The sequence below is a fragment of the Mesorhizobium sp. M0514 genome (assembly GCF_040321145.1).
In the GTDB taxonomy this organism is placed as follows: domain Bacteria; phylum Pseudomonadota; class Alphaproteobacteria; order Rhizobiales; family Rhizobiaceae; genus Mesorhizobium.
Genome location: NZ_JAMYQZ010000012.1, coordinates 54,141 through 69,927, shown reverse-complemented (window position 1 = coordinate 69,927; position 15,787 = coordinate 54,141). Strand labels below are relative to the sequence as shown.

The window sequence follows — 15,787 nt, the reverse complement described above, 5'->3', positions numbered from 1 at the left end:
CCTCCAGTCCTCCAGTCCTCCAGTCCTCCAGTCCTCCAGTTCCTCAGGCCGCGCTGCGCTGTGCCCCCAGCGTCATCCAGCCGCTGTCATCGATGGCGATGGAGACGGTTTCATAGCCGCCAATCGAGTTGTGCTGAGTCGTCATTGGATGCTGGTGAGTGGCGCTGATCACCATCACCGACGCGCCCGCTGCTTCCGCCGCCGCGATACCGGCCGGTGCGTCCTCGAAGACCAGACAGTCGCCGATATCGACGCCGAGCCGTTTTGCCGCCAGCAGGAAACAGTCGGGCGCCGGCTTGCCGTGCGACACATCCTCGGCCGCGACCACCAAGGCGGGAACCGGGATGCCGGCGGCCCGCATGCGCAGCAGCGCCAACGGGCGCGGCGCCGAGGTGACGATCGCCCAGCGCTCTGGCGGCAAAGCGTTGAGGAACGGCACGGCGCCGGCGATCGGCAGCACGCCTTCGACATCGTCCGACTCGGCCTGCAACAGCACAAACGCCTCATGAACAGGGTCGAGGCCGGGAAGCGCCAGCCTGGTGATGGTCTCGACCGCCCGCACGCGATGGATCGTCGGCAGGAAGGCTTCGACGTCGAGACCGTGCTTAAGCGCCCACGCCGCCCAGACGCGCTCGGCCGAGGCGATCGAATTGAGCACCGTGCCATCCATATCGAACAGGAACGCGGCGAATTTTCTGCCTGCAAACATCAGATTTTCCACGGGGTTAGGGATCGTTTCGGGAGGGTCGAAACATGTCGTGCGACCGTAACGTCGCCACGCCTGCCTGGGAAGCCGCGGGAGAGCCTTTTCGATAGTTCCAGGGAACCATGGTCCCGCCTCTGGCGTTTTGAGCATACTGTTTTCCACGGGATCGAAGGGGCAATCATTGTGCTGATCCGGCTCGGCTACGAAATCGCCATTGAATGCGTCGGCGCCACGCCGGTCATCTCGCTGCTTGATATCCACAGGGATCGTCAGGCCGACATCAAACGGCAGACGCGCGTGCTGACGTCGCCTTCAGTGCCGAGCAAGGTCTATCACGATCTGTTCGGCAATACCTGCCGCCGCTTCACCGCACCCGCCGGCAGTTTCCGCATTCTCTATGACGCAGCCGTCGAGGACAGCGGGGAGCCTGACGCGGTCAACACGCTGGCCAGGGAAGTGCCGGTGGCGGAACTGCCGGACGATGTGCTCGGCTACCTCCTCGGCAGCCGCTATTGCGAGACCGATCATCTGAGCAGTCTGGCCTGGCAGCTTTTCGGCCATGTTCCCTCCGGCTGGGCGCGGGTGCAGGCGATCGTCGACTATGTCCACAACCGGCTGTCCTTCGGCTATGGCTATGCGCGGTCGACGCGCACCGCAGCCCAAGCGCATGAGGAGCAGGTTGGCGTATGCCGCGACTTCGCCCATCTGGCGATCACGCTCTGCCGCTGCATGAACATCCCGGCCCGCTATGTGAACGGTTATCTCGGCGACATCGGCGTACCGGCCGACCCGGCGCCGATGGATTTTTCGGCCTGGATGGAAGTGTTCCTCGACGGCAAATGGTACACGTTCGACCCGCGTCATAATCGTCCGAGGATAGGCCGCGTCGTCATCGCGCGCGGTCGTGATGCCACGGATGTCCCGCTGCTGCACAGCTTCGGCCCGCACCAACTTTCGCTGTTCAAGGTCTGGACCTACGAGCAGGAAGGCAATCTGTTCAACCCGCCCTATCACGGCGTCGACAAGACGGTGAGCGCGCGGATGCTGGCGTGACCGGATTCTGATCCGCTTCGACACACAATCCGGAAATGGAAAAGGCCGCCGCTCCTTGACGAAGCCGGCGGCCTTCCGTGTTTCCGTCCGTGGCGCGGCCAATGGCGGCGACCGAGGTCACCCGCCGCGCTTATCGCGCCTTAACGGGAAGACTGCTTCCCGAAAGTGCAATCCGCTGAGGCCACGTTCTGGAAAACGAAATCACTCGACATCGGATCACCTCCTTTCGATTTGTTGAACACGTACAGATGATGGGGTGCGTTGCAGCAAAAAACAAGATGCCGATTTGAAATAGCTGGCGAGCCGCCTTTTGCGCCGGGTTGCGAAGAGCCGCGAGGGCGGGCAAAATCCATGCAAGGTGGATTGTCAGGACTCGGGAGGATGGCCATGGAGGCAGCCGAGAAGGCCGCGCGCATCGTGCGAACGGTGATCGAAACGCTGAAGCCGGGTTTTGCGGTCAAGCTGTGGACCGGCGAGCGGATCGGTCCCGCCACCGGGCCCGTGCTCACCATCAACGACCAGGACATCGTCTGGCAGGTGGTGAAGCGGCCATCGTTGTCGACGCTGATCGAGATGTGGATTTCCAAGACGATAGACATCGAAGACGGGACGATTTTCGATTTCTACGCACTGCCGTCGCAAGGCAAGCTCAGGACCAAGCTCAAGTCACTGCCGAAGCTGGCGATCCTGCGCGACCTGCCGGCGGTGCTCCTGTCACGCAAGCAGATGAGTGCACGCACCGATCTGTCGGGTCGCAACCCCTATGTCAGCGGGTCGAGCCAGGAGGCGATCCAGCATCACTACGACATTTCGAATGCCTTTTACCGGCTCTTCCTCGACGAGCGCATGGTCTACAGCTGCGGCTACTTTACGGATTTCGCCAATGGCATCGACCAGGCGCAGGCCGACAAGCTCGACCATATCTGCCGCAAGCTCAGGCTGAAATCGGGCGAAAAGCTGCTCGACATCGGCTGCGGCTGGGGCGCCATGCTGATCCATGCGGCCAAAAATTACGGCGTCGTCGGCCATGGCGTGTCGCTGTCGCAGGCGCAGACCGATCTCGCCCGCGAGCGCATCCGCGCCGAAGGGCTGCAGGACCGCATCACCATCGAGATCAAATCCTATGCGGAACTCAAAGGCTCCTTCGACAAGATATCGTCGATCGGCATGTTCGAGCATCTCGGCCTCGCCAACCACGCCAGCTATTTCAAGACCATCCATCGCTTGCTGAAGCCCGGCGGCATCTATCTGCACCACGCCATCACCAGGCGCAGCAAGGGCGACTTGAAGAAAACCTTGCGCAAGGGGCCGGAGTTCAAGGCGCTGCTCAAATACATTTTCCCAGGCGGCGAACTCGACACGATCGGCATGACGCTGGGCAATCTGGAGGCGCATGGCTTCCTGGTCTACGACGTCGAGAATCTGCGCGAGCACTATGCGCGCACCTGCCGGCTGTGGGCCGAGCGGCTGCAGGCTCGCTTCGACGAGGCGGTCGCCGAAGTCGGCGATGCCAAGGCACGGCTGTGGCTGCTTTATCTCACCGGCTGCTCGATCACCTTCGAGCGCGCCTCGGCGCAGATTTTTCAGACCGTCGTCACCAAACGCGCACGCGGCCCGAGCGGGCTGCCGCCGACACGGGCGGATCTGTATCGGTAGAGATAGGATTCGGGGCCGAACCCCACGCTTTCCAAGGTCTGCGATTCGCTGCCTCGCGGTAGAGGCCTACACGAACCGCATCGGCGCGCCGATCTCGACGCGGGCAGGCCTGTCCACAGTGCAATAGACGCCGAGATTATGGGCGTTGTGGCGGACCAGATTGCGCAGGATGCCGGGATCGTGGTCGAAGCCGTCCTGGCTGATGATGGTGAAGCCGCAGCGGCGGCACGGCTCCGAGACGGTCACCAGCAGGTCGCCGATGGCAAGCTTGCGGCCAATCCATTCGGTCTCGGGAAACGAGCTTTCGACCGCCGCCATGTCGATAACGATGTTGGGGCGGAAGCGGCGCGGATCGGGAATGCCTTCGGGGTGCAGCGCCTTGAGCCGCGCCAGCGATGCGGTGGTCAAGAGATGGATCGGCGCTTTGCGGTAGCGCGCCGCGGTGAGCGGGCCGGTGTAGCCGGGGGCGTTGTCCTGGCTGAACGGCCGGATCGAGGCGGCGAAGCCGAGATAGGTCGAGACGGCGCTGTCGCATTCAGCGCCCGGCGCTACCAGCCAGTCGCCGTCGGGAACGGCGATCTCCAGCTTGCGGTCCTTGCTCAGCCGGGTGCGGATGCGCGGCACCTTGTGCCACTTGGCGTCGCGGTCGGGCCGCGCGATCTCATTGTCCGAGACATCGACAAGGCCGAACAGCCGGTCGCCGTCGATGGTTTCAAGGCCGACCGAAATGGCGTCCTGGCGTTCGCCGGCAAGCGAACTTGCAGGGTAACGCCAGAGCTCCGTGACTGCGCCCAGTGCAGCCATCAAATCCCCTCAGCCCTTCTTGTTCTGGCGGTTGGCGATCAGATCATCGACCACGGCCGGATCGGCCAGTGTCGAGGTATCGCCGAGTGCGGAAAAATCGTCCTCGGCGATCTTGCGCAGGATACGGCGCATGATCTTGCCGGAGCGGGTTTTCGGCAGTCCGGGCGCGAACTGCAGCTTGTCGGGCGAGGCGATGGCGCCGATCTCCTTGCGGACATGGGCCACGAGCTCCTTGCGCAGTTCCTCGCTCGGCTCCACGCCTTTCATCAAGGTAACGTAGCTGTAGATGCCCTGGCCCTTGATGTCGTGGGCATAGCCGACGACAGCTGCTTCCGACACCTTCTCATGGCTGACGAGCGCCGATTCGACCTCGGCCGTTCCCATGCGGTGGCCGGAAACGTTGATGACGTCGTCGACGCGGCCAGTGATCCAGTAATAGCCATCGGCGTCCCGGCGACAGCCGTCTCCGGTGAAGTATTTGCCCTTGTAGGTGGAGAAATAGGTCTGCACGAAGCGGTCGTGATCGCCATAGACCGTGCGCATCTGGCCGGGCCAGGAATCGGCGATGCAGAGATTGCCGTCGGCCGCCCCTTCCAGCACCTTGCCTTCGCCGTCGACCAGCTGCGGCTCGATGCCGAAGAAGGGCCGCGTCGCCGAACCCGCCTTGAGGTCGGTGGCGCCGGGCAGCGGCGTGATCAGGATGCCGCCGGTCTCGGTCTGCCACCATGTGTCGACGATCGGCACCTTGCCGTTGCCGACGATGTTGAAATACCACTCCCAAGCTTCCGGATTGATCGGTTCGCCGACCGAGCCCAGCACGCGCAGCGACTTGCGCGAGGTCTTCTTCACCGGTTCGTCGCCGGCGCCCATCAGCGCGCGCAGTGCCGTCGGCGCGGTGTAGAAGATGTTGACCTTGTGCTTGTCGATGACTTCCCAGAAGCGCGACTGCGAGGGGTAATTCGGCACGCCCTCGAACATCAGCGTGGTGGCGCCGTTGGCGAGCGGGCCATAGACGATATAGCTGTGGCCGGTGACCCAACCGACATCGGCGGTGCACCAGTAGATATCGCCATCATGGTAGTCGAAGACATATTGGTGGGTCATCGAGACATAGACGAGATAGCCGGCGGTGGTGTGCAGCACGCCCTTCGGCTTGCCGGTCGAGCCTGAGGTATAGAGGATGAACAGCGGATCCTCGGCCTTCATCTTCTCCGGCTTGCAGTCGCCTTTCACCGTGGCGATCTCGTCATGGTACCAGATGTCGCGTCCCTGGACCCAGCCGGTCTTGCCGCCGGTGCGGCGAACGACGACCACCTTTTCGACCTTGGTGCCGGCCTTGGCGGCGATTTCGATCGCTCTGTCGGTGTTTTCCTTCAGCGGGATCGGCTTGCCGCCGCGCAGGCCTTCGTCGGCGGTGATGACGAAGGTCGACTTGCAGTCATCGATGCGGCCGGCCAGCGCGTCCGGTGAAAAGCCGCCGAAGACGATCGAGTGGATGGCGCCGATGCGGGTGCAAGCCAGCATCGCGTAGGCGGCTTCCGGGATCATCGGCATGTAGATGGTGACGCGGTCGCCCTTCCTGACGCCGTGCTTCTTCATCACATTGGCGAGCCGGCAGACATGCTCGTAAAGTTCGTTGTAGGTGACCTTCTTGTCGTCGTAGGGATTGTCGCCTTCCCAGATGATGGCGGTCTGGTTGCCGCGCTTCTTCAAGTGGCGGTCGATGCAGTTGTAGGAGACGTTGGTTTCGCCGTCCTCGAACCATTTGATCGAGACCTTGCCCTCGAAGGAGGTGTTCTTGACCTTGCTGAACGGCTTGAACCAGTCGATGCGCTTGCCGTGCTTGCCCCAGAACTTGTCCGGATTCTTCACGCTGTCAGCATACCATTTGAGGTAGGTGTCATTGTCGATCAGCGCGTTCTTCTTCCACGCCGGCTGGACGCGGTGGATCTTAACCTCGGACATGTCTTCACTTTCCTCCCAAACCACCCCGCCGGCTTGACCACAGCCAGGATCACGGCGACGCAGCCGCGAATTCGGCGGCATTATTAACAGTTCCGCGCTGACGGCAACATTAGACGTTGGATTCGCGTGGCGGGATGCCGCAGCTCCCGTTTCGGTTGTATCAGCACTCGGCAGCGGTCGCTGCTAACTGCATGTTTTCGTGCATAAAACCCGCCTGGGATCAGGAAAATCATAGACAGTTAAGGAACGGCGCGCACAATTCGGTGTTGGGAGGAATGGAGAATCAACTAGGCCAAGGGGCTGTCATGCGCGATCATTCCGAAATGGACCTGATGCTCAAGGGGTATGGCCTGACCACGGCCAAGATTCTGTACCATTTTCCCGACCACCCGCATCTGCTGCAGAGCTTCATCTGGCAGGATTACGATCTGGCGCCGAAGTTTCCGGTGCTGATCAAGTTCATCGAGTTCTGGAAGGCCAGGCTCGACGGGCCGCTGCATTCGATCAGCTACACCCACCAGAAGCTGATCGCGCCGAACGAATGGCGGAAGGTGGATGGGGAGTTCGTGCTGCACTGAGCGGCAGTATAGCTGATCTCCCCCGCAAGGGGGGAGATTGGCAGCTTCAACGTCGTGCGATCACACCGCAGGCGGGTTCAGTCGGGCGAAACCTTCCTGGCGGCGATAAGGGAAGTACGGGTAGGGCGCGGTCACTTCGCTTGCGGCGTCGAGCTTTTTGACCTGCTCCGGCGTCAACGCCCAGCCGACGGCGCCGAGGTTCTGGCGCAGCTGTTCCTCGTTGCGGGCGCCGATGATGACCGAGGACACGGTCGGGCGCCGCAACAGCCAGTTGATGGCGATCTGCGGCACGGTCTTGCCGGTCTCTTCAGCCATCGCATCAAGCGCATCCATGACCCGGTAGAGATGTTGGTCCGCGACCGGCGGGCCGAAATCGGCGGTGTCGTGCAGCCGGCTCTTTTCCGGCAGGGGCTGGCCGCGGCGGATCTTGCCGGTCAGGCGGCCCCAGCCGAGCGGGCTCCACACCAGCGCGCCGATGCCCTGGTCGATACCGAGCGGCATCAGCTCCCATTCATAGTCGCGACCGACCAGCGAGTAGTAGACCTGATGCGCGGCGTAGCGCGGATAAGCATGCTTGTCAGCTTCCGCCAGCGATTTCATCACCTGCCAGCCGGAGAAGTTGGAGACGCCGACATAGCGCAGCTTGCCGGCGCGCACGAGGTCGTCCAGCGTCGACAACACCTCCTCGATCGGCGTGCCGGCATCGAAGGCGTGCAGCTGCAACAGGTCGATGTAATCGGTGCCCATGCGCTTCAGGGCGGCGTCGACGGCTTTGATCAGCCGCGAGCGCGACGAGCCGTAGTCGGCCGGTCCGTCGCCCATCGGCAGCGAAGTCTTGGTCGAGATCAGCACCGCGTCGCGGCGGCCTTTGATGGCTTCGCCAAGCACTTCCTCGGAGGCGCCGTTCGAATAGACATCGGCGGTGTCGAACAGATTGACGCCGGCCTCGAGGCAGATGTCGATCAGCCGCCGCGCTTCCTTGGCATCGCTGTTGCCCCAGGCCCCGAACAGCGGCCCGGAGCCGCCGAAAGTGCCGGCGCCGAAAGAGAGTGCGGGCACTTTCAGGCCCGATGCGCCGAGACGTCGATAATCCATTTTATGCTCCTTGATGATGTCGAAGAAGGATTGCGCGTGATGCTCATGACTGGGCGCAGACCGGCACCCCGATTGTGGGGGCGCGATCGAGGCGCAGCGCCAGGGCAGCGACGCCAAGAGCCGCGACCGGCAGCAAAGCGGCGATCCAGGTTAGTGAGCCGAGGCCGAGGTCATGGGCAATCACCGCGCCGCCAAGCCAAGCGCCGGCGGCATTGCCGAGGTTGAAGGCGGCGATGTTGAAGGACGAGGCGAGGCTCTGGCCCGCGCCTTGCGCCTTTTCCAGCACCCACATCTGCAGCGGCGCCACGGTGGCGAAGGCGGCGGCACCAAGCAGGCCGACATAGATGACGGCCAGGATTTGGCTGTGGACGGCGAAGGTCATTGTGGCCAGCACCAACGCCAGCACCACGAGGCTGCCGAGCACCGCCGGCACCAGCCAGCGGTCGGCGACCTTGCCGCCAAGCAGATTGCCGGCGATAAGACCGCCACCGAAGACGAGCAGGATCGGCGACACGGCGGCTTCCCCAAAACCGGTGATCTCGGTGAGCAGCGGGGCGATGTAGGTGAAGACGGCGAAGACGCCGGCATAGCCGAGCACGGTGGTGGCGAGGCCGAGCAGCACCGGCGTGCGGCGCAGCACTGCGAGGTCGGCGCGCAGATTGGTCTTCTCGGGCGCTTCCTTGCTGCGCGGCACCAGAAGCAGGATGACGGCAAAGGCTGCCAAGCCGACCAGGGTTACGGCCCAGAAGGTGGCGCGCCAGCCGAAGGTCTGGCCGAGCCAAGTGCCGAAGGGCACGCCGAGGATGTTGGCGATAGTCAGGCCGGTGAACATCAGCGCGATCGCCGAGGCTTTCTTGTTGGGCGCGACCAGGCCGGTGGCGACCACCGAGCCGACGCCAAAGAAAGTGCCATGGGCAAAGGCGGTGATGATGCGGGCGCCCATCAGCGTCCAGTAGTCGGGGGCGATCGCACAGGCGAGGTTGCCGAGCGTGAAGATCGCCATAAGGGCCAGAAGGACGGTCTTGCGGGGCCAGTTGCCGGTGGCGATGGTCAAAAGCGGCGCGCCGATGACGACGCCCAACGCGTAGCCCGAAATCAACTGGCCGGCGGCCGAGATCGAGACTCCGAGATCTTTGCTGACATCGATCAGCAGCCCCATGATGACGAATTCGGTGACACCGATGCCGAAGGCGCCGGCAGCGAGGGCGTAGAGAGCAAGAGGCATGGCGGTTTCCAGTTCGAACTCGATGAACGCGACCAGACCCGCGCCCCGACCGCAGAGATCGTGTTGCCATGCCTTGTGAACCAGACTTGCCTTGGGCATATTTCCTGTGAAATAGATTCACAAATGGCCAGACCCGATATCAACCGTTCCGGCGAGATCGAAGTGTTCGTCCGCGTCGTCGAGGCGGGCAGTTTCTCGGCTGCGGCTCGTTCGCTGCGTATGACACCGTCGGCGGTGAGCAAGCTGATCGCGCGACTGGAGGCAAGGCTCGGCGCGCGGCTGGTCACGCGCTCGACGCGCAAGCTGCAGCTGACGCCGGAAGGGACGGCGTTCTATGACAGCGGGGTGCGCATCCTGGCCGATATGGCGGCGGCCGAGCGCGAGGCGGCCGTGGGTGCCGCGCCGCGCGGACGGCTGCGCGTCAACTCCTATGTGCCCTTCGGGGTGCATCGGCTGATCCCGCTGCTGCCTGATTTCCTCGAACGCTACCCCGGGATTTCGGTCGATCTGGTGCTGACCGACAGCGTCATCGATTTGATGGCTGAGCGTGCCGACGTCGCCATCCGCGCCGGGCCGCTCGGCGAGTCGCGGCTGGTGGCGCGCAAGCTCGGGCAAAGCCGGATGACAGTCGTTGCCGCACCGTCCTATCTCAAGACGCATGGCACGCCGCTGGTTCCAGCAGATCTCGACCGGCACAATCGCATGGCTTTCGGCTTTGTCCGGCATGTCGATGGCTGGTCGTTTGTCGATGCAACCGGGAACGCCGTCATGGTGCCGATCACCGGAAACACGCTGGTCGGCGATGGCGAGTCGATGCGGTTGATGGCGGTCGGCGGCGCCGGCATCGCCCGGCTGGCACACTGGCATGTGGCCGATGACATCGCGGCGGGGCGGCTGACGGCGCTGCTGGAGGATTTCAATCCGGGCGACGAGGAGCCTACCCACGCCGTCTATGTCGGCCAGGGCCGGCATTTGCCCGCACGGGTGCGGGCGTTTCTCGACTTTCTGGTCGAGAGCGTGCGGATGAGCTGAAAAGACGTTGGGGAGCCAGATGACCCCCCAAGCATCAGGCGACAGCGATGACTATTTCTTCGGGGTGAACGGCGCCGGGCGGCGACCGGCGCCCTGACGCTCCAGCATCCAGCCGGGATATTCGGCCGGCAGCGCGCTGACCTCATCCAGTTTGGCGAGATCGTCGGCGTCGAGCTTCACCTCGGCCGCGGCTAGGTTCTGCTCGAGCTGCTCCATGCGGCTGGCGCCGATGATGACGCTCATGACGAAAGGTTTGGCCAGGACATAACCGAGCGCGACCGTAGCGACGCTGACATCGTGCTTTTTGGCGATGTCGCGCATGACGGCGACGGCTGCCCAGGCGCGGTCCTCATCGACCGGCGGGAAGTTGAAGGCGGCGCGGCGGCCCTCGCCATTGCCGGGCGCGCCGGGACCGTATTTGCCCGACAGCAGGCCGCCGGCCATCGGCGACCAGACCATCAGGCCGAGCTTTTCCTCGTTGATGAGCGGCACGATCTCACGCTCGAGATCGCGGCCGGCGATCGAGTAATAGGACTGGATGGTCTCGAAGCGGGAGAACCCCTTGCGCTCGGCAATGCCCAGAGCCTTGGCGATGCGCCATGCCTGCCAGTTGGAGACGCCGACATAGCGAACCTTGCCGCTGGCAACCAGGTCATCAAGTGCCCGTAGCGTCTCGTCGATCGGCGTCACCGTATCGGTGCCGTGCAACTGATAGAGGTCGATATGGTCGAGCTGCAGCCGCTCCAGGCTGCCCTCGACCGAATCCATGATGTGGCCTCGCGAAGAGCCGCGCTCGTTCGGGCCCTGGCCCATGGCGCCATGCACCTTGGTGGCAATGACGACGTCCGAGCGCTTGACGCCGAGATCCCTGAGCGACTGGCCGAGCAGGCGCTCGGACTGGCCGAAGGAGTAGACGTCGGCGGTGTCGAAGAAATTGACGCCGGCGGCGATCGAACGGCCAACGATGTCGTTGACGCCCTTCTGGTCGAGGCTGGCGATCAGACCCCATTGGGCATTCTCGCCGGCGGCGCCGAAGGTCATTGTGCCGAGGCAGAGTTCGGAGACGAACATCCCCGTATTTCCGAGTTGATTGTAGCGCATGGTGGCAGCTCCAGAAGATTTGGTGATTACGCAAAGCAAATAGGAACGGTACGTTTCGTTTCCAGTGGTGGCGTAATCGACCGGATGCATCTGGCCCCATAGAACTCGTCAACCGTGGCGAGATGCGCGAGGCGATGTTTGTGTCGAAAATCTATCAGAATTCCACGGGTCGGATCATCGTCTCTGAGCGGCGGTTGACCTCCTCGACGAAATCGTCGTCCCATGCGGGACCGGAGAGGAGATATTCCGCAAGCGAAGGCTTTGCGCCGATCAGTTGGTCATAGTCATCAGGAGACAACACGACGGCAGCTGGCTTTCCGCGCAAGGTGATGGTTTGCGGCCCTTCTTCGCGCGCCTGTCGCACAAGCTTCGAAAGATTGTTTCGTGCGTCCCTGAGGTGCCAGTCCAAGAAGAATAGTCCTCGCTAACTCGGCCGGATGTGCTCGATACATTAGCTCGAAAAATCGGGGATCGACAGGTGTCTCGCGAAGCCGACGACTACCGGCTCCCAAAAATCGCCGAGCCGACCCGGACGCTGGTGGCGCCGAAGGCGATCGCGGTCTCGTAGTCGCCGGACATGCCCATCGACAGTTTGGCGACGCCGGCCTCCTTGCCGAGCTTTTCCAGCAGGGCGAAATGCGGGCCGGGATTCTCGTCCGCCGGCGGGATGCACATCAGGCCTTCGATGGCGAGGCCGTGGACATCGCGGCAGCGGGCAACGAAGGCAACGGCGTCGCGCGGCTCGATGCCGGCCTTTTGCGGCTCCGAGCCGGTATTGACCTGGACATAGAGTTTTGGTGCACGGCCTTGCCTAGCGATCTCCTTGGCGAGTTCGGCGGCGATCTTCTCGCGGTCGACGGTCTCGATGACGTCGGCGAGCGCGACGGCTTCCTTCGCCTTGTTCGACTGCAGCGGGCCGATCAGATGCAGCTCGATGTCGGGGAATTCAGTTTTCAGCGCCGGCCATTTGCCTTGCGCCTCCTGCACCCGGTTTTCGCCAAAGACGCGCTGGCCGGCCTCGATGACCGGGCGGATGGCGTCGGCCTCAAAAGTCTTCGACACAGCAACCAGCGTCACGGAGCCGGCGTCGCGGCCGGCCTCGCGCTCGGCGGCAGCGATCCTCGTCCTGACGGCGAAAAACTGTTCGACGGCGCTCGCCATGCCTATATCCTGCCTGTCTTTCTAGCCCTCGCCGGCTCACCGCAGTTGACGGGTCCGGCAATCCATGGTGAACACCGCCACGACATTTACCTTGGCCACCGGGCCTTGTCCGGCGGTCTGCGCCTGCTTTTAAGTGAAAATCATCCGATGGCAACCGAACGATACAATCCGCGCGCGTCAGAGCCCAAATGGCAGAAGGCCTGGGCCGAAAAGAAGCTGTTCGAAGCGCAGAACGACGACCCGAAGCCGAAATACTACGTGCTGGAGATGTTCCCCTATCCCTCGGGGAAGATCCATATCGGCCACACCCGCAACTACACGATGGGCGACGTGGTGGCGCGCTACAAGCGGGCCAAGGGTTTCAACGTGCTGCACCCTATGGGCTGGGACGCTTTCGGCATGCCGGCCGAAAATGCGGCGATGCAGAACAAGGTCCATCCCAAGGAATGGACCTACGCCAACATCGCCGCCATGCGCGAACAGCTCAAGATGATGGGCCTGTCGCTGGACTGGACGCGTGAGTTCGCCACCTGCGACGTCGACTATTACCACCGCCAGCAGATGCTGTTCCTCGATTTCGTCGAAAAGGGGCTGGTGACGCGCAAATCCTCCAAGGTCAACTGGGACCCGGAGGACATGACGGTGCTCGCCAACGAGCAGGTCATCGACGGCCGTGGCTGGCGCTCGGGCGCGCTGGTCGAACAGCGCGAGCTGACGCAGTGGTTCTTCAAGATCACCGACTACGCGCAGGACCTGCTGGACTCGCTGAATGGTCTCGGCGAGTGGCCGGAAAAGGTCAAGCTGATGCAGCAGAACTGGATCGGCCGCTCGGAAGGGCTGCTGATCCGCTGGCCGCTGGCCGCTCCGGTTGGCGATGCGAAGGAACTGGAGGTCTACACGACCAGGCCCGACACCATTTTCGGCGCGTCGTTCATGGCGGTTGCCGCCGACCATCCGCTGGCCAGGAAGGCCGCCGAGAACAATGTCGAGCTGGCCAAGTTCATCGACGAGGTCCGTCACATGGGCACCTCGGTGGCTGCGCTTGAGACGGCCGAGAAGAAAGGCTTCGACACCGGCATCCGCGTCGTCCATCCGTTCGATGACTCGTGGACGCTGCCGGTCTATGTCGCCAATTTCGTGCTGATGGAATACGGCGCCGGCGCCATATTCGGCTGCCCGTCCGGCGACCAGCGCGACCTCGACTTCGCCAACAAATACGGCCTGCCGGTGATCCCGGTGGTGATGCCCGAAGATGCCGACGCCAAGACCTTCCAGGTCACGGAAGAGGCCTATGTCGACGATGGCGTGATGATCAATTCGCGCTTTCTCGACGGCATGAAGCCGGAGCAGGCGTTCGACGAGGTCGCGAAACTGCTGGAGCAGAAGACCATCGGCGGCCGGCCGATGGCCGTGCGCAAGGTCAACTTCCGCCTGCGCGACTGGGGCATTTCGCGGCAACGTTATTGGGGTTGTCCGATCCCGATGATCCATTGCGAGGATTGCGGCGTGGTGCCGGTGCCGAAAGCCGACCTGCCGGTCAAGCTGCCCGACGACATCGAGTTCGACCGTCCCGGCAATCCGCTCGACCGTCACCCGACCTGGCGGCATGTGAAATGCCCGCAATGCGGCAAGGATGCGCGGCGTGAGACCGACACGATGGACACGTTCGTCGATTCGTCGTGGTATTTTGCGCGCTTCACCGCGCCCTGGGCCAATGAGCCGACCGAGCCGAAGGCTGCCGATGACTGGCTGGCAGTCGACCAGTATATTGGCGGCATCGAGCACGCGATCCTGCATCTGCTCTATTCGCGCTTCTTCACCCGCGCCATGCGCGCAACCGGTCATCTCGACCTCGCCGAGCCATTCAAGGGCCTGTTCACGCAAGGCATGGTGGTGCACGAGACCTACCGCGTCGGCGGTGCGTCGAACAATGGCCGCTGGCTGTCGCCAGCTGAGGTCAGGATCGAGGATGCCGGCGGCACGCGCCGCGCCATCGAGATCGCTACCGGCGAAGAGGCAGCGATCGGCTCGCTCGAAAAGATGTCGAAGTCGAAGAAGAACACGGTGAGCCCGGAAGACATCACCGACGGCTACGGCGCCGACACCGCACGCTGGTTCATGCTGTCGGATTCGCCGCCCGAGCGCGACGTCGAATGGACAGACGATGGCGCCGCCGGCGCGCATCGCTTCATCCAGCGCGTCTGGCGCCTGGTGTCGATCGCCGCCGAGACGCTCGATGGCGTCAAGCCACAGGCGGCGCAGGATGGCGAGGCCGGTGCCGTTTCCAAGGCCGCGCACAAGATCCTGAAAGCGATCGGCGAGGATATCGAGAAGCTCGGCTTCAACCGAGCCATCGCCCGCATCTACGAACTTGCCAATGCCTTGAACACGCCGCTCAACGACGTTGCCGAGGGCAAGGCCGATGCGGCGCTGAAAGGCGCCTGCCGCGAGGCGGTGGAGATCCTTGTGCATGTGGTCGCGCCGGTCATGCCGCATCTGGCCGAAGAGTGCTGGCACACGCTCGGCGGCACCGATCTGGTCGCCGAACGGCCATGGCCGGTCTACGACCCGGCGCTGGTGGTCGACAACGAGATCGTGCTGCCGGTTCAGGTCAACGGCAAGAAGCGCGGCGATTTGACAATTGCCCGCGACGCGGACCAAGGTGCGGTCGAAAAAGCGGTTCTGGCTCTCGACTTCGTGCAGAAAGCGCTGGAAGGTAAGGCGCCCCGCAAGGTGATCATCGTGCCGCAGAGGATCGTCAATGTCGTTGCCTGATTTCAAAAAGACGGGGCTTGACTTCGGAAAGACGACGCATGTGCTGCGCCGCACCGCGCTCTGCGGGCTGGTGGCCTCGATGACGCTGGTTTCGGCCTGCACTGTCAGGCCGCTCTATTCGAGCGCGCCGCTGACGGCAGGCTCGACTGTCAGCGCGTCGGCGGAGCTCGCCTCGATCGCGGTCAAGCCGGTCAAGACCCGCTATGCCCAGCAGGTCCGCAACAATCTGATCTTCGCCTTCGGCCAGGGTGCCGGCGAGACGACGGCACCGGTCTACATGCTCGATCTCGGTGTCACCGAACTGGTCGAATCGGCCGCGGTGGTGCAGATTCAGACCGACGAAGACGAGCCGACGGCAGGCACGGTGACGCTGACCGCAAACTATGTGCTGACCGATGCCAGGACCGGCGTGGTGATCGCCACCGGCAAGCGGTCGATCCCATCATCCTTCGACAAGCCGACGCAGGAGTTCGCCTCCTACCGGGCGCAGCTCGACGCCGAGAACCGCGCCGCACGCGAACTGGCTGAAATGGTGAGCCTGTCGGTCGCCCAGGACTTGGTCAGGCACGGCAAGAAGGCCTGAGCGTTTCCTAGCCTTGCCAACTCGACTTTAGCAGTCCGCAATAAAAAGGCCGG

14 protein-coding genes are annotated in these 15,787 nt (G+C 63.3%); 6 read left to right on the top strand and 8 right to left on the bottom strand.

Going from position 1 to position 15,787, the window contains the following annotated elements:
* Positions 1-43: 43 nt before the first annotated feature.
* Complete coding sequence (locus tag NKI61_RS07935; RefSeq protein ID WP_352839123.1) at positions 44-709, bottom strand: HAD-IA family hydrolase; 666 nt, start codon at positions 707-709, stop codon at positions 44-46.
* Positions 710-889: 180 nt separating this feature from the next.
* On the opposite strand from NKI61_RS07935, the gene NKI61_RS07930 reads away from it, so the two are divergent.
* Positions 890-1,759 (top strand): transglutaminase-like domain-containing protein, encoded by an 870-nt coding sequence (locus tag NKI61_RS07930; RefSeq protein WP_023693194.1) that lies wholly within the window; start codon positions 890-892, stop codon positions 1,757-1,759.
* Positions 1,760-2,146: 387 nt separating this feature from the next.
* Complete coding sequence (locus NKI61_RS07925) at positions 2,147-3,415, top strand: class I SAM-dependent methyltransferase (protein ID WP_023747329.1); 1,269 nt, start codon at positions 2,147-2,149, stop codon at positions 3,413-3,415.
* A 66-nt stretch (positions 3,416-3,481) separates the two neighbouring features.
* Here the strand turns inward: NKI61_RS07925 and NKI61_RS07920 are convergent, their stop codons facing one another.
* Together NKI61_RS07920 and acs are read right to left on the bottom strand one after the other, a co-directional pair.
* Complete coding sequence (locus tag NKI61_RS07920; RefSeq protein ID WP_023698245.1) at positions 3,482-4,219, bottom strand: MOSC domain-containing protein; 738 nt, start codon at positions 4,217-4,219, stop codon at positions 3,482-3,484.
* 9 nt (positions 4,220-4,228) lie between these two features.
* The gene (gene acs / locus NKI61_RS07915) at positions 4,229-6,184 is read right to left on the bottom strand and encodes an acetate--CoA ligase (RefSeq protein ID WP_352839122.1); all 1,956 of its coding nucleotides are present in this window, start codon (positions 6,182-6,184) and stop codon (positions 4,229-4,231) included.
* A 305-nt stretch (positions 6,185-6,489) separates the two neighbouring features.
* Between acs and NKI61_RS07910 the strand changes: the two genes are divergently transcribed.
* Complete coding sequence (locus tag NKI61_RS07910; protein WP_023668649.1) at positions 6,490-6,762, top strand: usg protein; 273 nt, start codon at positions 6,490-6,492, stop codon at positions 6,760-6,762.
* Between the two features lie 60 nt (positions 6,763-6,822).
* Here the strand turns inward: NKI61_RS07910 and NKI61_RS07905 are convergent, their stop codons facing one another.
* Together NKI61_RS07905 and NKI61_RS07900 are read right to left on the bottom strand one after the other, a co-directional pair.
* Positions 6,823-7,857, bottom strand: a complete 1,035-nt coding sequence (locus NKI61_RS07905) for an aldo/keto reductase (RefSeq protein ID WP_352839121.1) — start codon at positions 7,855-7,857, stop codon at positions 6,823-6,825.
* Positions 7,858-7,900: 43 nt separating this feature from the next.
* Positions 7,901-9,082: an MFS transporter gene (locus NKI61_RS07900; RefSeq protein ID WP_286458483.1), complete on the bottom strand. Its 1,182-nt coding sequence runs from the start codon at positions 9,080-9,082 to the stop codon at positions 7,901-7,903.
* A gap of 123 nt (positions 9,083-9,205) precedes the next feature.
* On the opposite strand from NKI61_RS07900, the gene NKI61_RS07895 reads away from it, so the two are divergent.
* The gene (locus NKI61_RS07895) at positions 9,206-10,114 is read left to right on the top strand and encodes a LysR family transcriptional regulator (RefSeq protein WP_023700207.1); all 909 of its coding nucleotides are present in this window, start codon (positions 9,206-9,208) and stop codon (positions 10,112-10,114) included.
* A gap of 51 nt (positions 10,115-10,165) precedes the next feature.
* Here the strand turns inward: NKI61_RS07895 and NKI61_RS07890 are convergent, their stop codons facing one another.
* The 3 genes from NKI61_RS07890 to NKI61_RS07880 all read right to left on the bottom strand — a co-directional run bounded on the left by NKI61_RS07890 (position 10,166) and on the right by NKI61_RS07880 (position 12,376).
* Complete coding sequence (locus NKI61_RS07890; protein WP_023700208.1) at positions 10,166-11,215, bottom strand: aldo/keto reductase; 1,050 nt, start codon at positions 11,213-11,215, stop codon at positions 10,166-10,168.
* Between the two features lie 154 nt (positions 11,216-11,369).
* Positions 11,370-11,624: a type II toxin-antitoxin system Phd/YefM family antitoxin gene (locus NKI61_RS07885; RefSeq protein WP_023700209.1), complete on the bottom strand. Its 255-nt coding sequence runs from the start codon at positions 11,622-11,624 to the stop codon at positions 11,370-11,372.
* Between the two features lie 89 nt (positions 11,625-11,713).
* Positions 11,714-12,376: a YggS family pyridoxal phosphate-dependent enzyme gene (locus tag NKI61_RS07880; protein WP_023700210.1), complete on the bottom strand. Its 663-nt coding sequence runs from the start codon at positions 12,374-12,376 to the stop codon at positions 11,714-11,716.
* Between the two features lie 147 nt (positions 12,377-12,523).
* Between NKI61_RS07880 and leuS the strand changes: the two genes are divergently transcribed.
* Together leuS and NKI61_RS07870 are read left to right on the top strand one after the other, a co-directional pair.
* Positions 12,524-15,151, top strand: a complete 2,628-nt coding sequence (leuS, locus tag NKI61_RS07875) for a leucine--tRNA ligase (protein ID WP_352839120.1) — start codon at positions 12,524-12,526, stop codon at positions 15,149-15,151.
* On the top strand, positions 15,138-15,734 hold the full coding sequence (locus tag NKI61_RS07870) for an LPS assembly lipoprotein LptE (RefSeq protein ID WP_023698237.1): 597 nt from the start codon (positions 15,138-15,140) through the stop codon (positions 15,732-15,734). The genes leuS and NKI61_RS07870 overlap by 14 nt, the downstream gene beginning before the upstream one ends.
* The last annotated feature ends 53 nt before the right edge of the window (positions 15,735-15,787 follow it).